Annotated in this window: 18 protein-coding genes and 2 pseudogenes; 18 read left to right on the forward strand and 2 right to left on the reverse strand. The window is 59.7% G+C overall.

Annotated elements, in window-relative coordinates; all coding sequences use genetic code 11:
• From OOZ48_RS14585 to OOZ48_RS14595, 3 genes and pseudogenes are all read left to right on the forward strand, one after another.
• Positions 1 to 197, forward strand: a pseudogene (locus OOZ48_RS14585) (hypothetical protein); the annotation flags it as partial.
• Positions 198 to 260: 63 nt separating this feature from the next.
• Positions 261 to 1,364, forward strand: a complete 1,104-nt coding sequence (locus tag OOZ48_RS14590; protein WP_269499577.1) for a GumK N-terminal domain-containing glycosyltransferase — start codon at positions 261 to 263, stop codon at positions 1,362 to 1,364.
• 110 nt (positions 1,365 to 1,474) lie between these two features.
• A pseudogene (locus OOZ48_RS14595) lies at positions 1,475 to 1,669 on the forward strand (transposase); the annotation flags it as partial.
• 280 nt (positions 1,670 to 1,949) lie between these two features.
• Here the strand turns inward: OOZ48_RS14595 and OOZ48_RS14600 are convergent.
• Positions 1,950 to 2,387, reverse strand: a complete 438-nt coding sequence (locus OOZ48_RS14600; protein ID WP_269499578.1) for a DDE-type integrase/transposase/recombinase — start codon at positions 2,385 to 2,387, stop codon at positions 1,950 to 1,952.
• A 751-nt stretch (positions 2,388 to 3,138) separates the two neighbouring features.
• On the opposite strand from OOZ48_RS14600, the gene OOZ48_RS14605 reads away from it, so the two are divergent.
• The 6 genes from OOZ48_RS14605 to OOZ48_RS14630 all read left to right on the forward strand — a co-directional run bounded on the left by OOZ48_RS14605 (position 3,139) and on the right by OOZ48_RS14630 (position 10,183).
• A complete protein-coding gene (locus tag OOZ48_RS14605) occupies positions 3,139 to 4,431 on the forward strand; it encodes an O-antigen polymerase (protein ID WP_269499580.1) in 1,293 nt (430 codons plus the stop codon).
• 69 nt (positions 4,432 to 4,500) lie between these two features.
• A complete protein-coding gene (locus OOZ48_RS14610) occupies positions 4,501 to 5,628 on the forward strand; it encodes a glycosyltransferase family 9 protein (protein WP_269499582.1) in 1,128 nt (375 codons plus the stop codon).
• A gap of 320 nt (positions 5,629 to 5,948) precedes the next feature.
• On the forward strand, positions 5,949 to 7,067 hold the full coding sequence (locus OOZ48_RS14615; RefSeq protein WP_269499584.1) for a glycosyltransferase family 4 protein: 1,119 nt from the start codon (positions 5,949 to 5,951) through the stop codon (positions 7,065 to 7,067).
• Entirely contained in the window at positions 7,068 to 8,483 is a 1,416-nt protein-coding gene (locus tag OOZ48_RS14620) for a mannose-1-phosphate guanylyltransferase/mannose-6-phosphate isomerase (RefSeq protein ID WP_269499586.1), read from the forward strand.
• Between the two features lie 92 nt (positions 8,484 to 8,575).
• Positions 8,576 to 8,833 carry a helix-turn-helix domain-containing protein gene (locus OOZ48_RS14625; protein ID WP_269499587.1) on the forward strand — a complete coding sequence of 86 codons (258 nt, stop codon included), beginning with the start codon at positions 8,576 to 8,578 and terminating at the stop codon, positions 8,831 to 8,833.
• Between the two features lie 3 nt (positions 8,834 to 8,836).
• The gene (locus OOZ48_RS14630; RefSeq protein WP_442867597.1) at positions 8,837 to 10,183 is read left to right on the forward strand and encodes a type II toxin-antitoxin system HipA family toxin; all 1,347 of its coding nucleotides are present in this window, start codon (positions 8,837 to 8,839) and stop codon (positions 10,181 to 10,183) included.
• An 83-nt stretch (positions 10,184 to 10,266) separates the two neighbouring features.
• Here OOZ48_RS14630 and wbaP read toward each other — a convergent pair whose 3' ends face one another.
• Entirely contained in the window at positions 10,267 to 11,751 is a 1,485-nt protein-coding gene (wbaP, locus tag OOZ48_RS14635; protein ID WP_269499591.1) for an undecaprenyl-phosphate galactose phosphotransferase WbaP, read from the reverse strand.
• Between the two features lie 282 nt (positions 11,752 to 12,033).
• Here wbaP and OOZ48_RS14640 point away from each other — a divergent pair, with 282 nt between their 5' ends.
• The 9 genes from OOZ48_RS14640 to OOZ48_RS14680 all read left to right on the forward strand — a co-directional run bounded on the left by OOZ48_RS14640 (position 12,034) and on the right by OOZ48_RS14680 (position 22,465).
• On the forward strand, positions 12,034 to 12,405 hold the full coding sequence (locus OOZ48_RS14640) for a hypothetical protein (protein WP_269499593.1): 372 nt from the start codon (positions 12,034 to 12,036) through the stop codon (positions 12,403 to 12,405).
• Between the two features lie 83 nt (positions 12,406 to 12,488).
• Positions 12,489 to 14,693, forward strand: a complete 2,205-nt coding sequence (locus tag OOZ48_RS14645) for a YjbH domain-containing protein (protein WP_269499596.1) — start codon at positions 12,489 to 12,491, stop codon at positions 14,691 to 14,693.
• Positions 14,690 to 15,448 carry a hypothetical protein gene (locus OOZ48_RS14650; protein WP_269499598.1) on the forward strand — a complete coding sequence of 253 codons (759 nt, stop codon included), beginning with the start codon at positions 14,690 to 14,692 and terminating at the stop codon, positions 15,446 to 15,448. The genes OOZ48_RS14645 and OOZ48_RS14650 overlap by 4 nt, the downstream gene beginning before the upstream one ends.
• Positions 15,439 to 15,921: an arsenate reductase/protein-tyrosine-phosphatase family protein gene (locus OOZ48_RS14655; RefSeq protein ID WP_269499600.1), complete on the forward strand. Its 483-nt coding sequence runs from the start codon at positions 15,439 to 15,441 to the stop codon at positions 15,919 to 15,921. The genes OOZ48_RS14650 and OOZ48_RS14655 overlap by 10 nt, the downstream gene beginning before the upstream one ends.
• A 59-nt stretch (positions 15,922 to 15,980) precedes the next feature.
• Complete coding sequence (locus OOZ48_RS14660; protein ID WP_269499602.1) at positions 15,981 to 17,120, forward strand: polysaccharide biosynthesis/export family protein; 1,140 nt, start codon at positions 15,981 to 15,983, stop codon at positions 17,118 to 17,120.
• A 33-nt stretch (positions 17,121 to 17,153) separates the two neighbouring features.
• Complete coding sequence (locus OOZ48_RS14665; protein WP_269499604.1) at positions 17,154 to 19,400, forward strand: polysaccharide biosynthesis tyrosine autokinase; 2,247 nt, start codon at positions 17,154 to 17,156, stop codon at positions 19,398 to 19,400.
• A 227-nt stretch (positions 19,401 to 19,627) separates the two neighbouring features.
• Complete coding sequence (locus tag OOZ48_RS14670) at positions 19,628 to 20,635, forward strand: TRAP transporter substrate-binding protein (RefSeq protein ID WP_269499606.1); 1,008 nt, start codon at positions 19,628 to 19,630, stop codon at positions 20,633 to 20,635.
• 10 nt (positions 20,636 to 20,645) lie between these two features.
• Positions 20,646 to 21,176 (forward strand): TRAP transporter small permease, encoded by a 531-nt coding sequence (locus tag OOZ48_RS14675; RefSeq protein WP_269499607.1) that lies wholly within the window; start codon positions 20,646 to 20,648, stop codon positions 21,174 to 21,176.
• Entirely contained in the window at positions 21,173 to 22,465 is a 1,293-nt protein-coding gene (locus OOZ48_RS14680; protein WP_269499608.1) for a TRAP transporter large permease, read from the forward strand. Before OOZ48_RS14675 ends, OOZ48_RS14680 begins: the two co-directional genes overlap by 4 nt.
• The last annotated feature ends 10 nt before the right edge of the window (positions 22,466 to 22,475 follow it).

Below are 22,475 nucleotides of genomic sequence, written 5' to 3' on the forward strand. Positions count from 1 at the left end.
CGATTGGCCACATGAAATCGGACGGAAAGCTGGACAGAAACTGGCTCAAGGGTCGGCTCGGCGACGCCATCCATGCCATTCTGTGTGGCGCCGGCCACAACATTCGCCTGCTGCTGCGCCGGCTGCGTCTTTTTTACGCCTTGATGCTGGTGTGGTTGACGGGCGGACTGAATGAAAAACATCGAATGGCGGCGTGAGCACCGCCTTCCATTGACGAAAAAGCTGAATTATTCAGCTCCGACTAATTATATGGTGTTTGTTTGAAGATAGTTGTAATTTCTTATCACACGTTTAATAGCAGAAGAAAGGCTGGATTTCATTTCATAGCAAAGGAGCTCTCTAGTCTAGGGCATGAAGTTTTTTTTATTACAGCGGGCCTGAGCCTTTTATCTAAGATAAAAGGAGATCAACGATATAAGTCAGCTAAGACTTATCGCGCAGACTTGGGTTTTATATCTCATAAAGAAAGTGGTGTGAATTTCTACTCCCCAATAGAAGTTCTCCATCCGGTTGGGATCCGTGTTCAATTTATTGAAGATATAGTTAATTACCTACTAGTACGCAAAGCTCCTCCTGCCGCCGTTCGTGCGGAAATTTTGACAGCAGACATGATAGTTGTTGAAAGCTGTGTAGGATTAGTTTGGCTGGACTTCATTAGCGAAAATAACGATCTAGAGGGAAAAAAGATAATATACAGAGTGAGTGATGATTTGACATTCATGGGTGTCAATCGACTTTTGACGAGATCCGAGTATAATTTAATTAAAAAAGATGTTTTTGACATTGTATCTTGTCCGGTAGATGTAATTGCGAGAAAATTTGATTGTTTATCGGATAAAGTAATAGTTCAGCAGCATGGCCTAGATAATTATTTTTATGATATTCCATGGGATAATCCCTACAGCTCTTTGTCTAATAGGAAAAATGCTGTATTTGTAGGTATTTCTCGGTTTGATTCTGAGGTATGCAATGTTTTGATAGAAAATTTCCCAGAAGTGAATTTTCACTTTATTGGGGAGTGTGTGGGAATAAAGGGCGCACCTAATAGCACTGTATATGGTGTTCTGTCTTTTGAGGAGACAATTAAGTATATAGTTCATGCCGATATTGGGTTGCAGACTATAAGAGTCTCCGAAACCGATATGTTTAAATACTCATTAAAGGTTTTACAGTATTCATACGCTGGGTTACCGATCTTTGGGCCGGAATGTCTAGATACAAAATGGGGAAATTTCTATGGTTATAAGGATAGGACAGTGGTAGAAATTTGCAGGACATTTCGTTCTGCATTAGGAAGAAGTAGAGATCTAAGTGCTCGACATCACGTTAGTACGTGGAAGTCTTTGGTTCAACGGTGGCTATAAATTACGGAAGATTCCCTGTGCCACGCGCCTGAAACACCGGACATTGTCGCCCACTTAAAATAGCAGGTAGGCATACGACTGGGTTTATGACCAACAGCAAGCGGGGAGTGATGGAATTGCTGACCCAGCCGGAGCGTTGGCGTCGCTGGTCGGTGGAGCAGAAGCTGGCCATGGTGCGCGAGAGCAACGAGCCAGGCCAGACGGTTTCGATGGTGGCGCGTCGACGCGACGTGAACACGAACCACCAGCTGTCCCATTGGCGTAACCTGTACCAGGACGGCAGCTTGTCGGCGGTGGGTGCCGGTGTTTGTCAACGAAGATGTCCGGTAAATCATGCGGCACGTCTTATGTTTTCAGGTGATTCCTGATGCAGCTTCTCCGGATTGAGCCAGAGACCGTATCGACACGGTTCCAGTTGCGCACTGCACGGCTGCGTCAGCGGGCAGGATGGGCGCGCTTTGCGGCTTCGAAGACGGCAGTGCGGTTGGCCAGAATTTGTCGGTCAAGGCCTGCATGACGCTGAGCGGGTGTGACGAACCGGATTGCGCTGTGACGATGCTCAGTGTTGTACCAGGCGACGAAGCGTTAGACCCTGACCCGAGCCCGATCGATATCGCCGAAGCGTTTCCTGGGATACCCCGGTCTGTATTTCAGCGTCCTGAACAAGGCCTCGGAGTACGGGTTGTCGTGCGACACCGACGGACGGCTAAAGGACGGCACCACGCCCAGTTTATGCAGCGTCGCGAGCATCGTCGCGCCTTTCGTCGGACTGTCGTTAGCCGAGTGGAACACCAGTTGCTCATAGCGAATACCGTGCAGGCAGGCCTTGCTGATCAAGGCTGCGGCATGCTGCGCCGATTCATTATGATGGATTTCCCAGCCCTCGATCATGCGGCTAAAGACATCGAGCACCAAGTACAGCCGATAAAACTCACCACGCACGGCAGCAGGCAAGAAGGCGATATCCCAGGACCAAACCTGGCCGGGGGCGTTCACCATCCATGCCTTCGGCTTGTTGGGCACGTGAGGTGTCGCCGCACGGCCTCGATGATGAACATGATCGTGCGGCGCGCAGCACCCGATAAAAGCCCGATTCGCTGGCCATATAGATGCCCTGATCGGCCAAGCGCGGCGCGATCTGGCTGAGCGGGCTCAGGTGTTCAGCGCTGCTGCAGACCCCCAGCATCTGCTCCTTCTCATGGGCGCTCAGCGCCTGGGCACAGGCTTGGCGGGTAGCGCCCTTGCGTCGATTCGAGAGGGTGTCCGCAGCACGCCCTCAAGGTCACTAAAAATTCCCCACCTGCTTTCTGGAGACACAGTAGATGGACGACGCTGTGGTTGTGCGGTGGCATCATCTTCCTGACGACCTGCTCATTGAGTTCCTGGCTGTAGGTGGACATGAATTTACTCCGATCGTTCCCTCAATTTCTATTTTCGGGGAACCGGACATCTATTGTGTCCGAGGGGGGGCGCTGAAAGAGCAATGTGCCCACCAGCACCGCTTTGAGTCGTTGCAGCACGCCAGCCGTGTCGTTGACGACTGGATCCGCTTTTTGCAACCATCGGCGTCAACACCAGGAACTGAACATGAAAATCCCGGCCGAGGCCCTCGCATTAGTTGTCCGATCTGGGCAAAAGTTCCGTTGAGTCAATATAGGTAGCTCAAGGAATGTGAGTGTCCTGTATATTTTATAGCTCTTCGGCAAACCAGAATTCCTTTAGGTTTCGAAGAAATTGGCTTTTAGTAGCGATCCTCTAAGTTCCCATGATTAATATGCCTGCACAACATGAGTATGGAAAGACTGCTGTCTCGAATAGAAGGATCCCTTTGTGGTTGGATCCACGTAAGGTGCTAATCTATATTCTACTGCCTGTATATATAGCTTATCAATTTCAAGATTATTCCCATTATGGGGTTAAGTCGTATGCTGATAGTGAGTATTATATAGGTGGATTCATGGTATTGGTCTCCTTGTTTGCGGGGATGTTGTGCGGCTGTTGGTTCTTAGACAAGCATAATTTTATAACTATCGATAGATTTTCTATTGAAACACTAAAATTGATGCTGATGAGATCATTCCGTGTATTGATGTTTTTGACTCTGGCAGGATATTTGATATGGTTTATGCCGGTTTTTCTTGATCCCCAAAAGATTGTGACGATGTTTTCGGAACATGCTTATAACATTAGGGGCTCAGTGAGCACTATTCCTGGAGTCAGTACCTTAACTCAATTTGGACCCGTTTTATCGATAAACATCGCGTTGCTAAACGGCTTCAAATTATTAAAGAAGAAGCGCCACAGATTTTATATTCTTCTGTTTATTCTGTTGGTGCTGATGCGGACCGTTCTGTGGTCAGAGCGCCTCGCGTTGCTTGAAATAATTATCCCGTATGTTGTGGCATATTATCCGTTTGTGCGTGCCTCTAGCTGCCTACAATGGTGGTATAGGAAAGGGGCAATTCTTCTAATTCCCGCCGTTATCTTACTATTCGGAATTTTCGAATATTTTAGGTCGTGGAATTTTTATAAGGATTCATATGACAGTTATCTATCTTTTTTGCTCCAGAGGTTCTCGGCTTATTATTCCATCTCTATAAATAATGGAATTGGATTTTTAGAGGAATATAATGAATGGCCCTACTTTATAGGGGCATATTCTTTCGACTTTTTGTATAAGCTGCCATTTTTTAATTTTTTTAGGAATGAGTATGAGAGAATAGCAGAATCATATGGGACTTTTTTATATCTATTTGCCAGACCTGAGTATACAAATCAAACGGCATTGTTTTCAATTGTCGCGGACTTCGGATTTCTTATATCTTCTATGTTGTACTTCGTATATGGCACAGTATTGGGCGCCCTCTTTGTTGGCTATAGACGTCAGGCGCTGTTCGCCATCTTTATCTTCCCCGTTGGTATATTATCCCTGTATGAAATATTTAGGATTTCTTATCTCTCCACCTCCAGATCTACTTATGTGATCATTGGAATTATTTATTTATATATAAATGGTACTTTATTTATCAGGGGTCTGCGTCGAAAATCCGCCATATCTCGCATTTAGGTCAGGTGTGGTTTAATATGATCTTCCCTTTATGGCAATGGCTCTGATTCTAATTCGAACTTAAATAACATGATCTGGCGGGCCGTTTTTAAACGATTTCTAATATTTTCTGATTGGATCTTATCCTCGCTATTTTCGCGTGAATCTTTACGTGTGGCTCCCCCTCCTAAGGCAGTATTATTTGCTAATCTTGGACACCTAGGTGATTGCGTAATTTCGACCGCAGTGATTTCTCGTTTTCATTCTATATATCCCGATGCTAAATTGGGGGTGCTCTGCTCCGAGTCGGGTCGACTGGTGTTTTCAAAGTTAGAATATATTTCTGATATTCACGTTGTGGATCATTGGTCACTGAATAGAGGGAAAGGGCCTATTTGGGTTAAGATTTTAAATTATATACGACAAAGCTTCTTTGTCAGGCGTGCTATTTTGGAGAAAAAATACGATATCGGTATAGACCTAAGGTCATTTTTTGGAAATGCGCATATTATTTTATGGATATCAAAGATAGGTTATATTTTGGGATTTCGTGTTTTCCCTTCTTTTGTTTTATCTGCAAATTTTTTTGATGATACAAAAGATACTATGCCGGAGGCGGAGGTCCATCTTGAATTACTGCGGTTCGCTGGACTGCTTCCTGCCTTTGATAAAGAAGCTATTCGATATGATTTAGGACTCTCGCGTCACGATAATAATAATTCAGAGATTTTGTTAGCCGGTAGATATGTTGTCTTCCATCCAATATCAGGTCATCCATCAAAGAATTGGGATATGCAAAAATGGTGCGATCTCGTTGACTATTTTATTGATAGATCAATAAATGTTGTTTTTACTGGCACGGAGGCTGATAGGAACTTAATCCTAAAGTATATTGAGATGCGAGAGGGGGTTTTTGTTTATGCCGGAATCGGGGATTGGAATAAATTTCTCGCGACGATAATGGACGCTACATTGGTTGTTACGGTAGATACGGTTGCGTCACATATCGCGTCCGCACTTAATGTTCCTGTGGTTGTGATATTTTCAGGTGGAACATCTCCAAAGAGATGGGGGCCATTAGGTGATAAAAATATGGTAGTCACGAAGGAGCAAAGGCAGATGTCGCGCGACAATTATAAGCGTCTCTGCTTTATTGATGATGTTGTAGAGATTTCTGTTTCTGAGGTTATTCGTGCTATATCTAGATTTATTGATTAATCTCGTCTGATTGTATGATATTTCGATAAAATGGAAGCGGTGCTGAATGTTGGGTGTTTTTGAGGTGGCCATGGCCTGGGATAGTTATTTTTAATATTTTTGAATACGTGTCCTATGCGATGTGTGTCGCCGTGTGGAATTAGTGTGATATCGGATGTTTGTGAGGAATGATTGTTAACGATTGTCATCAAAATGTGCATCTCTGCCTATTTGCCGGTGTGATTTTCGTGTTGATTTTTGGCGATTATCTTGCTTATTCATGGCTCGTGGATTGTCGGAAATTTTGCTTTTCTCGGAAGGGTGAAATTTAGGATTGGCTAATGAAGATTTCTCTTGTGCATGATTGGCTGATCTCTTTCGCTGGAGCAGAGAGAGTGTCTGCAGATATTCTGAGAATTTGGCCTGATGCTGATTTGTTTTCGGTTGTGGATTTTTTATCCGATTCTGATAGAACTCATTTTCTAGGAAAGTATGCAAAAACGACATTCATTCAGCGCCTTTTGGGGGCAAAACATAGACATCGGCTCTATTTGCCATTAATGCCATTTGCAGTCGAGCAACTGGATTTGTCCGGCTATGATGTCGTAATCAGCAGCTCGCACGCAGTAGCCAAGGGAATTCTGGTCGGCCCTGATCAACTACATATCTGCTATTGCCATTCTCCCATCCGCTACGCCTGGGACATGCAGCATCAGTATTTGAGGGAAAGCAGACTGGATTCTGGCCTCAAAGGCATTCTCGCGCGCTGGATGTTGTACCGGATTCGCAATTGGGATCATCGAACCTCGAATGGGGTTGATTTTTTTATCTCCAATAGCGACTACATCGGCCGCAGGATCCAAAAGGTCTACCGCCGTGACTCTACGACGATCTACCCCAACGTCGCGGTCGAGGATTTCCCGCTGGTGTCTGAAAAGTCGGACTTCTATTTGACGGCCTCGCGCCTGGTGCCCTACAAGCAGATCGGCTTGATCGTGCGCAGCTTTGCTGGGATGCCGGACAGGAAGCTGGTCGTCATCGGCGACGGGCCCGAGTACGCGCGGATCAAGGCACAGGCCCCTGCGAATGTCACTATGATGGGCTACCAGTCCTTTGAGGTACTTCGCGATCATATGCAGAGGGCGCGCGCATTCATTTTTGCGGCTGAGGAGGATTTCGGTATTGTGCCGGTCGAGGCCCAGGCTTGCGGCACGCCGGTCATTGCCTTCGGCAAGGGCGGCGCATTGGAAACCGTGCTGGATGGCGTGACAGGGATGTTTTTCCGTGAGCAGTCCGAATCGGCGATTCAACAAACTGTATCGGATTTCGAGTCAAATTTTGTGGCGGACCCCGTGCGTATCAGGTTCCATGCCGAGCAATTTTCCTCCGAACGGTTCCGCGCTCAGATGAAGGCTTTCGTCGAGGAAAAGTATCAACAGTTCATCTCTGGGAAATTATAAGTGCAAGCTCAGCCGATTCAACCCGTGGTCCTCGCCGGCGGCTCCGGCACACGCCTGTGGCCGCTGTCGCGCGAGCACAAGCCCAAGCAGTTCCTGCCCCTGGCGGGCGACCAGTCCATGATGCAGCAGGCCCTGGGCCGGTTGCACGGCTTGCCGTGCCGGGCGCCGATGTTGATCTGCAACGAACAGCATCGCTTCCTGGCGGCCGAGCAGCTGCGCCAGCTGGGTGTCGAGGGTGCCCAGATCCTGCTGGAGCCGGTCGGCCGCAATACCGCACCGGCGATTGCCCTAGCGGCATTGCGGGCGGTGGATCAGGGCGAGGATCCTTTGCTGCTGGTCCTGGCGGCGGATCATGTGATCCAGGATGTGCAGGCCTTTCATCGGGCGGTGGGCCAGGCACAGGTCTTGGCGGCGCAGGGCAGGCTGGTGACCTTTGGCATCGTGCCCGATCGGCCCGAGACCGGCTATGGCTATATCGAACGCGGCGAACCGCTCGAGGACGGCTGGCAGGTTGGGCGCTTCGTCGAAAAGCCCGACGCCGAACGCGCGACCCAGTACCTGACCTCGGGGCGCCACTATTGGAACAGCGGCATGTTCATGTTCAGGGCCAGCCGCTACCTGCAGGAATTGGAGGCCTGCCGCCCCGATATGCTGGCGGCCTGCCGCCAGGCCCTGCAGGGCGCTGCCTACGACATGGATTTCGTGCGCCTGGATGCGGCGGCCTTTGCCGCCTGCCCGGCCGATTCCATCGACTATGCGGTGATGGAACATACCCGGGACGCGGCCATGGTGGCCCTGGACGCGGGTTGGAACGACCTGGGCGCCTGGGGGGCGCTGGCCGACGTGCTGGAATGCGACGGCCGGGGCAATTGTCTGCGCGGCGACGTGCTGGTCGAACAGGTGGACGACACCCTGGTCCATGCCGACAGCCGCCTGGTGGCGGCGGTGGGGGTACGGGACCTGGTGATTGTCGAGACCAAGGACGCCGTCCTGGTCGCCCACAAGGACCAAGTCCAGGACGTCAAGCGCATCGTCCAGCAATTGAAGGACGCCGGCCGTACCGAGCACATCCAGCACCGCGAGGTCTACCGGCCCTGGGGTGCCTACGATTCCATCGGCAATGGGCCTCGCTATCAGGTGAAAAAGATCACGGTCAAGCCGGGCGCGAAACTGTCCCTGCAGATGCACCACCACCGCGCCGAGCACTGGGTGGTGGTCAGCGGCACCGCCCGCGTCACCAATGGGGATCGCACCTATCTGGTGTCCGAGAACGAGTCGACCTATATCCCGGTCGGTACGGTGCATTGCCTGGAAAACCCCGGCGTCATCCCGCTGGAGCTGATCGAGGTGCAGTCCGGCGCCTACCTGGGCGAGGACGATATCGTGCGGCTGGAGGATCGATACGGACGGGTGTAGGGGTCTGAGGCGAGCCACTTATACAAATTTTATCTTGTATTTGCAATTTACTGTATATAATGAGTAAATCATAAATACAGTATGGAATATGTATGTCTGATTTCACCGTTCGTACTGCGGAACAATTGCCGGCACTGCTGAAAGGGTTTCGCAAGCAGGCGGGCTTGACCCAGGCCGCCGCCGCGCTGCGTCTTGGGATTACCCAGCAGACACTTTCCGCCATGGAACGTAATGCCGGGAAGGTCGGCGTTGACCGCTTGCTGCATCTGCTGAGCATCCTGGGCGTGGAACTGGTGCTGCGCCAGGCGGGCGAGTCCCCCGCGCCTTCCGCCTCCAGCGCGATCTGGTAAGCCATGGTCCGGCGCTCCCGCCCGCAGGGCCTTGGGCTGTGGATGAACGGTGCCTTCGTCGGCACCTGGCGCATGCGGCCCCAGCCTGGTGGGACCCTGCAATATGACGACGCGTGGGTGGTGTCCGGGCAAGGGCGGCCGCTGTCGCTATCATTGCCCTTCACCCCGGGCAATCAGGCCCATCGTGGTGAGGCGGTCCGCGCCTATTTCGAGAATCTGCTGCCCGACAGCCAGGACATCCGCGAGCGGCTGGCACGTCGGTTCCAGGCCGCCTCGACGGATGCGTTCGCATTGCTGGCGGAAATTGGCAGGGATTGCGCAGGCGCGCTGCAGATCCTGCCCGGCACAGCGGCGCCTCAGGCGGGCCGATTGGTCGACGCGGTGCCCTTGAGCGATGCCGAGGTCGCCCAGGTACTGCGCAACGCTCTGGCGCCTGCGGCGCCAGGCGGCGGGCGGGACGATGCTTTCCGTATTTCTATTGCGGGCGCCCAAGAGAAAACCGCGCTGCTGTGGCTCGATGGCCGGTGGCACATGCCGCAGGGTTCGATCCCGACCACCCATATTTTCAAGCTGCCTTTGGGGCTGGTCGGGAACCTGCAGTTCGATATGCGCGATTCCGTCGAGAATGAATGGCTGTGCTCGGAAATCCTCCATGCCTATGGCCTGCCGGTGGCGCGCACGCAGTCTTTGCAGTTCGAGGATGTGAAAGTGCTGGCGGTCGAACGGTTCGACCGTATGTGGAGGCAAGAACCGGATGGCGGTCGTTGGCTCGTCCGGCTGCCCCAGGAAGACATGTGCCAGGCGACGGGCACCCCGCCCCACCTGAAGTACGAAGCCGATGGCGGGCCGGGCATGCGCGCCATCATGAAGGTCTTGGCCACCTCCACGGCGCCTGATCGTGACAGGCGCATATTCTTTCAGGCACAGGTCCTGTTCTGGATGCTGCGTGCGACTGATGGCCACGCAAAGAATTTCAGTATTTTCCTGCGCCCGGGTGGCGCCTACGAACTGGCGCCGCTCTACGATGTGCTCTCGGCCTACCCGATCATGGGCACCGGCGCGAATAAGCTGTCGCCATTCAAGGCAAAAATGGCCATGGCGGTGCGGACCAGGAACACGCATTGGAAGATGCACGAAATCCTGCGCAGGCATTGGTTGGCGGTCGGCGCTGAACATGGCGTCCTCACCCCTGATGGCCGCGGCGCGGATTTCGTCATCGATGACCTGCTGGCACGGACACCCGAGGTCATACGTGCGGTACGGGCCCTGCTGCCAGAAAACTTCCCGCAGAACCTGGCCGACAGCATCCTGGATGGATTGCAGGGGGCGGCTGACAAGCTGGTGGCTTAGGGAGCTGATCGAGGTGCAGTCCGGCGCCTACCTGGGCGAGGACGATATCGTGCGGCCGCAGGCTCGGTACGGGCGGGCGTAGTTCAGTAAGCGCCGTTGCGCTTGCATACGACGTTGATCGTCTTGAACAGGATTGCGATGTCGTGCCACAGTGACCAGTTTTTCACGTACCAGGCGTCGAAGTACACCCGGGTATCGTAATCGACGTCGTTGCGTCCGTTGACCTGCCATAGGCCGGTCATGCCGGGCTTTGCCATCAGGTAATAATCGGCCTTGCCGCCATATCGGGCCAACTCGGCTTCGATGATGGGTCGTGGTCCAACCAGGCTCATGTCGCCGCGCAACACATTCCACAATTGGGGCAATTCGTCCAGGCTGCTGCGCCGCAGGAACTGGCCGATCGGCGTGATCCTGGGATCGTTTCGCAGTTTGAAGTCGGCGTCCCATTCGGCCCGTGCGGCGGGGTCGTTGGCCAGTAGGTCGGCCAGGACCTGCTGCGAGTTCCGCACCATAGACCGGAACTTCAAGCATTTGAAACGCCGGCCCCCCCGGCCCACGCGTTCGTGTCCGTAGATCGGCTGTCCGCCGTCGCGTCCGATGCGGACCATCAGGTAGGCGAACAGCGGCGCCAGCAGGATCAACAGCGCCAGTGAACCTGCGATGTCGAAGGTGCGCTTGATCGTACGGGCGGAACGTTTCCTTAGGTTCTCATTGATGCGCAGGATCAGCACGTCATGGCTAAAGATGAACGAGGCGTCGATGCTGTTCAGGGGCAGGCCGCGGGTGGTGGGAATCACGGACACGGCGCGGCAATGATGGATGGTGGTCAGTTTGATCCAATGATCCCGCTGTTCCTCGCGGGCGTCCTCGACGGCGATGAAATAGTGTGCATCCTCGGGATCGGTGTCGGCCCACAAGACGGTCTCGTCCCGGATGACGGGGATACCGTGGATGTGGCTGGGCGCATGCTCATCCAAGGTGTAGAAATACTGGAACTGGAATCCCAATGATCGTTCATGACTCAGGGCCTCGAAGGCGTCCAGTGCATTGGGGCCGGTGCCGATGATGACGCAGGGCTTTTGCCATAGCGAAAGGTGCGTCAGCACGCGCTTTAGCCCGAACCTCATCAGGGGCAGCAGGGTCAGAATGGCGGCCCAGGTCAGGATCCAGCCATAGCGGGACACCTGAACCTTCAGCAAGGCCATGGCGACCAGTTGGATCAGCGAGCAGATGGCAATGGTGTGCAGGATCTCGCCCAACTCGGCCCAGAAGGTCTTGCGGTACGTGTAGTGGCGCAGCCGCAGCCAGAACCAGCCGATGCAGCCTACCGATAGTGCCAGATGCAGCACCACCAGTGACGGAATGTTCTTGTCGGGAAAGTAGGGCGCGGTGCTGCCTTGTGCCAGCAGCAGGATGCCTGCTGCTATCCAGGGACCGAGGATGAGGGCGATGAAGTCGGCCAGCGCCTGGGCGCAACGCACGAGCGGCAACCGCAAGGCGCTATTCAGCCTTGGCCGGGTGACGGGCAAGTCGATGATGCGCGGTTCCCCGACAGAATCACGCGGCATACGCGGTCTCCTTATTAGGGGCTTTAATCTCAATTACTGCGGGCATTTCGAGGGCGTTTCTTCTGTTTCTTGGCAGCCAGAGTATGCTACGGAATGTAGCTTTGGACAATGCTTTTTCCACAATGAAACCCCGCATACTAGGTGTTTCCATGTGTATTTCGCATGAATGAGGGCGCTGTATGCGACAGATGGGTGGAGCCTAACGGACAGGGTGCATGGATTGACCGATGAATGGTTTCGGTGTGTAATCCCACAAAGGCTTTTGGATTGCGGAGGGGCGTCATGACTTTCAAACAGATTTCCTTGCTGCTGGCGGCGCTGGCGTTTTCCGCTGGCGTAGCGGCCCAGGGCACGCCTGGTGCGGCCGGTGCGGGCGCTGGCGGTAGTGGCGGTGCGGGTGGCGCCGGTGCGGGCGCTGCCGGCGCTGGGGCGGGCACCGGTGCTGGCAGTGCGGCGGGTGTCGCCGGTGGCGCGGCAGGTGCCGGCGCCGCCGCGGGTGGTGCCGCCGTGGGCGGTATTGCGGGTTTGTCCGTCGGCGTAGTCGCCGCCGGGGTCGCGGTGGCGGCCGGCGTGGCGGCCGCGGTGGCCAGTTCCTCGGGTTCCTCGGACGGCAGCGGCACGACCCCCAGCCATTCGACGACGTCCCACCACTGATCGCGTCCTGACGTCCCGTTTTCGACCGCGCGCCGCAATGGCGCGCGTGTCTTTTCACCATTCACTGAAATCCGACTGATGGCATGCTGGGTGTGATCCTGGGCGGATTGGCGTCCGTCCGATGGCTGTCCTTGTGTGCGACGGCGGTATTGGGCGTCGGGATGGCTATCCCCGGGATCGCCCGGGCGGATACACCCACTTCCATCGGCCTGACGGGCCTCGTCAACATGCCCACGGCGCGCGCCGAGGCCGAGGGCACCTGGTTCGTCGGCTACAGCTACGACAAACCCTACGCCACCACCTACAGCACCCTGCAGTTCCTGCCGGACGTGCAGATCAGCGGCCGGTATACGCGGATTTCGGGTGTCGAGGGGTTTTCCGATCCGACCACGAGCTATGGCGACTACAAGGACAAGGCGGCCGGGTTCAAGCTGCGCATCCTGCGTGAGGGCGCCTTTGGCCTGGACTGGCTGCCGGACGTGGCCGTGGGCATGGACGACATCCAGGGCACGCGCATTTTTCGCAGTGAATTCATTGCGATGTCGAAACGCTTTGGCCTGGGATCCCTGGGCGAGGCCGAGGCGACCATCGGCTATGGCCGCCACCGCATCGATGGCCTGTACGGCGGCCTGCGGTTCCGGCCCGCCGCGCTGCCGTCCTGGGCGCTGGTGGCGGAATACGACCGCACCGATTATCGCAAGGATACGGGCGCGTCCCAGACCGGCGTGGACCAGCGCAAGCCTGGGCAGTTCAACGTGGCCCTGGAATACGCCTGGGGGCCCCTGAACCTGCAGCTGGCGCGCCAGCGGCATGGCAATTCGGTCAATGTGTCGCTGGCCATCCCCCTGCAGCAGCGCGAATTCATCCCCAAGGTCGACGAGGTGGGACCGTTTGCGGGCGGCGCCTGGTACAGCGCCGAGGCGCGTCCGACCGCCCGCATGTGGCGCGACGATCGCGGCTATCGCCAGGCCCTGCTGGCGGCCCTGCAGGCCGAGGGCTTGCGCAGTGTGCGCATGGCCTGGGTGGACGGGGTGATGTCGCTGTCGGTGTCGGCCGGCCGCTATCGCTATCCCTCGCGCGCGGTGGGGCGCACGGCGCGCCTGGCCATGGCCTATGCGCCGCTGGAGACCCACACCCTCGAGATCACCTGGGAGGTCAACGGCGTGGCCGGCATGACCTGGACGTTCTTTGACGTGGCGACCCTGCAGCGCTATTTCTCTGGGACGGCCACGCGGTCCGACCTGGCGCAGTCGGTGACGCTGTCGTATGCGGATCCGGCCGGGCGCACGGCGGCCAGCCGCGCCAACGACATCGATGCCGTGCTGGATGCCATCGCGCTGGAAGGCGCGGGCGGCGGCACGGAATGGAACTGGGGCATGGCGCGCTTCAGTGTCGAGTCCCACCGCCAGTCCTCGTTCGGGGTGGCACCGACCTTCCGCACGATCCTGAACGACCCCAGCGGCGCCTTCAAGTACGACATCGGCATGCGGGCCTCGGCCAACCTGAACCTGGCGCGCGGCCTGTGGCTGGCCGGGGCGGTGCAGGCCTCGGTGCTGGAGAACATCAGCGACATCACCCAGCCCTCGAATTCGGAACTGCCGCACGTGCGCTCCGACCTGGCGGAATACCGCAAGGCGGCCAAGGTCAAGCTGGATCGCCTGCTGATCAACAAGTTCTGGCAGCCGGCCGAGCGGGTCTACCTGCGCGCCTCCGCCGGCCTGTACGAGGAGATGTTCGCCGGCGCGGGCGGCCAGGCCCTGTACCTGGCGCCGGGCGGGCGCTGGGCCTTCGACGCGGCGGTGGACGTGCTGCGCCAGCGCGACTACAAGGGCACCGGATTCCTGGACTACAAGACGCACACCATCATCGGGTCGGCACACTATCGCCTGCCCTGGATCGAGGGGGCCACGGCCACGGTGCGCGCCGGGCGTTTCCTGGCGGGCGATTTGGGCGCGCGCTTCGAGCTGAAGCGCACTTTCCGTTCCGGCATCGAGTTCGGCCTGTGGTACACCCGCACCAACGGCAAGGACGAGACCAGCCCCGGGTCGCCGGGCAACCCCTATTTCGACAAGGGGCTGTTCGTGCGTATCCCGCTGGGGCCATTGTTGACGCGCGACACTGGGGGCACGACCTTCTTTTCGCTGGCGCCCTGGAACCGTGACGTGGGCCAGATGGTGGCCTCGCCCACCGATCTGTACGACATGGCCGAGCACGGCTGGCTGGACAATGCCCTGGACGGCGATGGCCTGCGCGGGTTCGGCGACATTCCCACCGAGGACGGGCCATGAGGCGCATGATCGCGGTGCGTGCGGCGCTGGCCGCGGGCCTGCTGGCCGGCGCGGCGGTGGGGTCCGCAGCCGTGGCGTCGGACACCGTGGCGGCCGCGCATACGGGGGGCGGGGCCGGCCACCAGCATGCGGCCTGCCGGGTTCTGGATCCGGAGCTGCAGCTGTCCTACACCGGCGGCTGTGCCGAGGGCCTGGCGCAAGGGCAGGGCGTGGCGCGCGGCGCCTACGGGGCCTGGTATCGCGGCGATTTCCAGGCCGGCATGAAAACCGGCCATGGGGTCAAGATCTATCCCAATGGCGATGCCTATGCCGGCGGCTGGCGCGCCGACCGCCGCGAGGGCGAGGGCCGCTATGAGTACGGCCCGCACTCGCCCTGGCGCGGCGACGTGTACCAGGGCGGCTGGCGCGCCGACCAGCAGCACGGCCACGGGGTGTACATTTTTTCTCCCTCGGGGGACCGCTTCGAGGCGGACTGGGTCGATGGAGCGACCGACACGGTCGGCACGACCACGGTGACGCGGCGCAAGCAGGCCCTGGAGGTCCTGGCGCCGGTCATCGGCCGCGTTGGCGCGCGGGTGTGCTCCGTGACGACGCAGGGCGCCGGGCCGGAGCGCATTGCCCGCGGCGAGGTGCTGGATGCCTTGTCGGACCGCCTGCTGGTGCGCATCGACAGCCCCGCCGTGCTGGCGCGTTCGCCCGATCCCGGCCTGAATCCGCGCTGGGAGATCCTGACGGAATGGCTGCCATGTCCGTAGATCCCGTGATCCTCATCCTGTGCACCGGCAATATGTGCCGCAGCCCCATGGCCGAGGCCTTGATGCGTGATCGCTTGGCGGCGCGCGGCCTGGCGGCCGAGGTGCTGTCGCGCGGCCTGGCCGCGCCGGTGGGGCGCGAACCGCATGCTTTTGCGGTGGCGACGGCGCGGCATTTCGGGGTGCCGATCGACCCGGCCAAGCGCGCCGCCCAGGTGAATCAGGTAGACTTGCGCCTGGCATCAGTGGTGTTGGTGATGGACACGGGCCATCGCCACCAGGTCCAGCAGCGCTATCCCGCCGCGGGCGGCAAGACCTTTCTGCTGGGGCATTGGCGGAACCAGCTTCAGATCCCCGATCCCCTGCACGAACCCGAGGAGGTCTTCCGGGCCCAGTGGCCGGTGATGGCCGAGGCCTGCGAGGACTGGATCGATCACTTGTTGCGTGCCGGCATGCTGGCGGCGAGGCCGGCCTGATGGCGCGCGTAATGTTTGCAAACCCGCTTGCAAATCCATAAAAAGAGGCGAAGGCCGATATGAAAACTGTTCTTGCTGACACCTGGATCCGTCGCCTGCGCCTGGCGCTGCTGGGGCCCGCCCTGCTGGCGCTGGGGGCCTGCACCGGCATGTACATGGGGGTCCAGGGGGAGCGCCCGACCAGCAGCGGCGCGCTGGACGAAAGCGTTACCGCCCGGGTCGACATCCACACCATCACGCCCGAAACCGTGCACCGCCTGCGGGCCGAGCGCGACGCCGCGCGCGAACTGGAGACCGCCCGCCGCGATGCGCGCCGCGCCCAGGCGCCGCAAACCGGCCATTACCGTTATCTGGTGGCGCCGCAGGACGTGCTGAACATCACCGTGTGGAACCACCCGGAATTGAATAATCCGGCGGGCCAGCTGTCCACCGACCTGGCGGGCCGCACGGTCAAGGACGACGGCTATTTCTTTTATCCCTACGCCGGTCGCGTGCGCGCGGCGGGACGTTCGGTCGACGAGATCCGCCGCGAGCTGGCCTCGCGGCTGACGGAATACCTGACCGAGCCCCAGGTGGACGTGTCGGTGCTGCAGTATCGCGGCCGCAAGGCCTTTGCCGTGGGCGAATTCGACAAGCCCGGTCCGCAGGCGATCAGCGATGTGCCTCTGCGCGTGACCGACCTGGTGACCAAGGCCGGCGGCCTGACGGAAAAGGCCGACCAGCGCGAGGCCATCCTGACGCGCGACGGCGTGGCGCGCCGCATTGATCTGTACGCCCTGTATCACGACGGCGACCTGTCGCAAAACCTCTTGCTGCGTGATGGCGACGTCCTCAATGTGCCGGAACAGCGGTACAACAAGGTCTTTGTTCTGGGCGAGGTCGCCAAGCCGCAGTCTGTATTATTGCCGTATGGTGAATACACGCTGTCCGAGGCCTTGAGCGACGCGGGCGGCCTGAATCCGGTGACGGCCAACGGCGGCCAGGTCTATGTAATGCGCGCCGCCGACAGCGGTCGGCCGCAGGTCTGGCACCTGAACGCCAACGCCCCGGACGCCCTGGTCCTGGCCGATCGATTTGACCTGCAGGCGCGCGACGTGGTGTTCGTGGATGCGGCCTCGGTGACCCGCTGGTCGCGGGTGATCAACCAGTTGCTGCCCACGGTGGGCGGTGCGGCCAACGTGCGCACCATCGCCGATTGATCGGTGCTTCAAACCAGAAAAGACAATCGAACAATGATGGAACAATCAGGACAAGGGAACCAGGCCATCCAGGCGGGCGGCCTGGCGGACGAGGACGAGATCAGCCTCGGTGAATTGCTGAATGTGCTGGCGCAGCGCGTCTGGCTGATCCTGGGCGTGTTCGTCGTGGTCCTGGTCGCCGGGGTGGCCTACGCCCTGCTGGCGCGGCCGGTCTATCAGGCCGACGCCCTGATCCAGGTCGAGGATCAAAAGGGATCCGCCCTCAGCGGCCTGTCGCAGTTGTCCGAATTCATCGGCATGCAGCAAAGCTCCGTCGCCGGCGAACTGGAAATCCTGCGCTCGCGCGAGGTCCTGATGAAGGCCATCCGCGCCACCCAGGGCAATGTCGAGGTCGAGGTCGACAGCCGCTTTCCCCTGATCGGCGGCTGGTTCGCGCGCCGCCACGAACGCGAGTCCAGGGGTCTGGCCGAGCCCCTGTGGGGCCTGGACGGCTATGCCTGGGGCGGCGAACGGCTGGTGTTCGCCGAACTCGACCTGCCGCGTCGCCAATGGGGCGAGGCATTCGTGCTGGAGGCCACCGACGCCGGCTATGTGCTGCTGGATGACGATGGTCAGGAGTTGGCCGCCGGTGTGGTCGGCGAGCGTGTTCAGTTCCAGATCGCCGGCGAGGACGCCTCAGTGGCGGTCAAGGACCTGGCCGGGCGCCCCGGCACGCGCTTTGAGGTGGTCGAGAAATCCCCCATCCAGGCGGTCGAGGACTTGCGCAAGGCGCTGAGCGTCTCCGAGGCGGGCAAGCAGAGCAACATCATCCGCATGAGCTTCAAGAACCACGACGTGGCCTTTGCCACGGAGATGGTCAACGCCATTGCGCGCGCCTATCTGGCCCAGAATGTAGAGCGGCGCAGCGCCGAGGCGCGCAGCAGCCTGAAGTTCCTGGAACAGCAGCTGCCGGAACTGAAGCGCAACGTGGATGCGGCCGAGGACGCCCTGTCGCAATACCGCTCGCGCAGCAGCACCATCGCCGTGGACAAAGAGGCCGAGGGCCTGCTGCAGCAGGCGATCAAACTGGAAAACAGCCGCCTGGAGCTGCGCCTCAAGCGCGACGAGCTGCTGCAGCGCTTCAAGCCCGAGCATCCCGAGGTCAAGGCCCTGGGCAACCAATTGGCCGCCGTCGACAAGGCCATCGCCGACCTGGACAAGACCATCAATCGCCTGCCCAAGGCCCAGCGCGAGCTGCTGCCCTTCGAGCGCGATGCGCGCGTGAACACCGCGCTGTACATTTCCCTGCTGAACAATGCGCAGGAACTGCGCGTGGCCGAGGCCGGCACCATCGGCAATGTGCGCATCATCGACTACGCCGTGCGCAACGACAAGCCGGTCGAGCCGCGCCGGATGCTGGTGGTCGCCATCGCCGCCGCCCTGGGCGCCATGCTGGGCCTGCTGATGGCGTTCCTCGCGCACTTCATGCGGCCGGCAATCCAGCGTTCCGAGCAGATCGAGCAGGCCACCGGCCTGTCCACCTACGTCACCGTGCCGGAATCCGACGGCCGCGGCGGCGTCAAGCGCGGCGGCCGCCCCGGGCGCCGCCGCCGCGCCTTGCGCGGCCTGCTGGCCGTCACCCACCCCGAGGACCCCGCCGTCGAGGCCCTGCGGTCGCTGCGCACCGGCCTGACCTTTGCCATGATGGGTGCGCCCGGCAAGGTCGTGGCCATCACCGGCGCCACCAGCGGCGTGGGCAAGAGCTTCGTCGCCTCGAACTTTGCCGTGCTGCTGGCCGGCGCCGGCCAGCGCGTCGCCCTGCTGGACACCGACATGCGCCGCCCGCGCCTGCACGAGTCCTTTGGCTATGACCGCAAGACCCCGGGCCTGTCCTCGGTGCTGGCGGGCACCGCGCCCCTCGAGGACCTGCTGCGCACGGGGCCGGTCGAGGGCCTGTCCGTCCTGCCCGCCGGCGTCGTGCCGCCCAACCCGGGCGAATTGCTGCTGAGCCCCCGTTTCGCCGAACTGCTGGACGCCCTGGGCCGCACGCACGACCTCATCGTGCTGGACACCTCGCCCATCCTGCCCGTGGCGGACGTGCTGGCCGTCATGCGCCACGCCTCGGCCGCCTTCATCGTCGCGCGCGCCGAATACAGCACCGTCGGCGAAGTGCGCGACGCCCTGGCCAAGCTGCGCCACTCGGGCGTCGGCGACCCCGTCAAGGGCGCGATCTTCAACGGCGTGCGCGGCGGCCGCATCGGCTACGGGGCCTCGTACAAGTACTATTACTCGTATAAATAGCGGGCCCTTGTGCGGCCGCTGTCGGGCGACCGCGTCCTCGCTCATCGGCCAGCCACCCGCTGGCCGATCTTTTTTTTACCATCCAATCTTCACGTTTTCCCTGATTTCCGGGGGAACGTTGCGTGTTTTGCTTGTTCATTGTCGTCAATCCGATGTAATTTGTGCACAATCCAACACAGATTGGACGACAGATTCATTCGAACCACCACGACTTTGCGAGACCGATCATGCAGACTTTCAAGACAAGCCTTGCTTTCAGGAACCCGCTGGGCATCGTTGCGTTTGTGGGCGCCCTGTTGTTCGCCGTCGCGGCCCCCGCGCCGGCCGCCGACCTCAAGATGGCCTCCGGCTACCCGGATGCCAATTACCTCACCCAGACCGTCCGGGACTTCATCGCCGACGCCGGCCAGCGCAGCGGCGGCTCCCTGAACATCGAGCTGCACAACAATCAAACCCTGGTCAAGCTGCCCGACATGATGCGGGCCGTGCAGACCAACCAGGTCGCCCTGAGCGACGTCCGCCTGGGCAACTACGGCAACCAGGACCCGGTGTACATCCTGGATGCGATCCCGTTCCTGGCGGGCGACTATGACAGCGCGCAAAAGCTGTGGCAGGCCTCGCGCCAGTACCTCACGGATTCCTTTGCCCAGCGCGGGATGAAGGTGCTGTTTGCGATGTGGAACCCGCCGCAGGCCTTCTACACCCTCAAGCCCGTGTCCAGCGCCGAGGACCTGGCCGGCCTGAAGATGCGCGTCTACAGCACCGAGACCCGCCGCATGGGCGAGCTGCTGAAGGCCGAGCCGCTGATCGTCCAGTTCGGCGAGATCCCGCAGGCGTTTTCGACGGGCCTGATCAATGCGATGTTCACCTCGCCGCAGACGGGGATCGACACCCAGGCCTGGGACTTCGTCGAGCACCTCACCATGGTGGGCGCCTTGTTCACCAAGCAGGTCGTCGTCATCAACGCCGACGTGTTCGCCAAGCTGTCCAAGGCCGAGCAGGATGCGCTGGTCGAGGCGGGCAAGGCCGCCGAGCAGGCCGGTTTCGAGCGCATGAAAGCTTTGACGACCGAACAGCTGGCGCTGATGACCGAGAAGGGCGTGCAGGTCGCCCAGGCCTCGCCCGAATTCATCGAGCAGCTCAAGCGGGTCGGCGTGCAGATGGAGGACGACTGGAAGGCCAAGGCCTCGGCCGGGCAGCGCGCGGTCCTCGATGCCTACCTGGGCATGAAGTAGGGTGGCGTCCATGGACCGCCTGATACGCTGCGCGGGGGCCTTGTCCGTGCTTTGCCTGTGCGGCATGGTCCTGGTCCTGGCGGCGACCCTGGTGCTGCGCCCCGTCGGGATCCTGGTACCCTCGTCCGAGATCATCGCCACCTTCCTGATGGTGGGCATGGCCTTGTTCGGCTTCGTCTACGCCTATGCCGAACGCGTGCACATCCGCGTGGACACGCTGCATCGGCGCATCCCGGCGGTGCCGCGGCGCTGGATCGAGGTGGTCAGCCATTTCGGGGCGGCGGTGCTGTGCGCCTTCATCACCTACCATTCGGCGGGGATCGCATGGATGGCGTTTCGCTTCAATGACTTGAGCGACGGGCTGGTTGCGATTCCGATGTGGATTCCGCTGGGTGCGATGCCGGTGGGCTTTGGCCTGCTGACGCTGGCTTTGCTGCGCGACGGCGCGCGCCTGCTGCGTGGACAGGAGGTGCGCTTCGGCACCAGCGAAAAGGAGGACGCGGTCGCCCTCGCGTCCAAGGAACAGGGGGGCGCGCCATGACCGGAACGTTCATTTTCCTGGGACTGTTGCTGCTGGTGCTGCTGGCCCTGGGTTTCTGGGTGGGCTTCTCGCTGCTGGTGGTCGGCATCGTCGGCCTGATCATGCTGGGCGCCAGCAACGCCGGCGGGCTGGTCGTGTCATCGGTGTTTGCATCCCTGGACAGCTGGCCGTTGACGGCCTTGCCGCTGTTCCTGTTGATGGGCGAACTCCTGTTCCAGTCCAAGCTGTCCGAGAACATGTTCAAGGGCCTGGCGCCGCTGGTGCGCTGGCTGCCCGGCCGCCTGCTGCACGTGAATGTGCTGGGCTGCGGGGTGCTGGCCGCCATCGTCGGCTCCAGCGGCGTGTGCAGCGCGACGATCGGGCGGATGTCGGTGCCCGAGCTGACGCGGCGCGGCTACCGCGAAAGCATGATCATCGGCACGCTGACGGGCTCGGGAACACTGGGCTTGCTGATTCCGCCGTCCATCATGATGATCGTCTACGGCATCGTCAGCCAGACGTCCATCGCGCGGCTTTTCGTGGCGGGCGTGCTGCCCGGCCTGATGCTGATCGCCTTGTTCATGGGCTATATCATCGTCTGGTCCCTGCTGAACCGCGACGGTGTGCCGGCGACGGCCGCCGACGACGAGGTGCATTGGCGCGACGTGGGGCGCATCGTGCCGCCCATCGTCCTGGTGTTCGCGGTGATCGGCAGCATCTACGGCGGCTGGGCGACCCCCACGGAATCCGCGGTCATCGGGGTGGCGGGCGCCGTCGTGCTGGCCGGCATGGGCGGCTCGCTGTCCTGGACCATGCTGAGGAACGCGCTGACGGGCACGGTCAAGACCTCGACCCTGATCCTGTTGATCATCGCCGGGGCCTCGGTGCTGACGACGGCCCTGGATTTCTCGGGCATCCCGAAGCAGGCGGCCGAGGCGGTGCTGGCCATGGACCTGGGGCAATATCAGCTGTTGGCCGCCTTGACCGTGATGTACCTGGTCCTGGGATGTTTCCTGGAAGGCGTGTCGATGATTGTGTTGACGGCGTCCATCGTCCTGCCCATGGCGCAGGCGGTCGGCATCGATCCCGTGTGGCTGGGCATTTACCTGGTGGTGATGGTCGAGCTGGCCCAGATCACCCCGCCGGTGGGCTTCAACCTGTTCATCCTGCAGGCCCTGACCGGGCGTGACCTGCTGCTGGTGGCGCGCGCCTCGATGCCGTTCTTCTTGTTGCTGATCGCGGCGGTGGTCCTGCTGGCGATGTTTCCCGAGATTGTGTTGTATCTGCCCAGGACGATGATTGGGCGCTAAGGAAAAAGAA

The sequence above is a fragment of the Castellaniella sp. S9 genome (assembly GCF_027257175.1).
Taxonomy (GTDB): Bacteria; Pseudomonadota; Gammaproteobacteria; order Burkholderiales; family Burkholderiaceae_B; genus Castellaniella.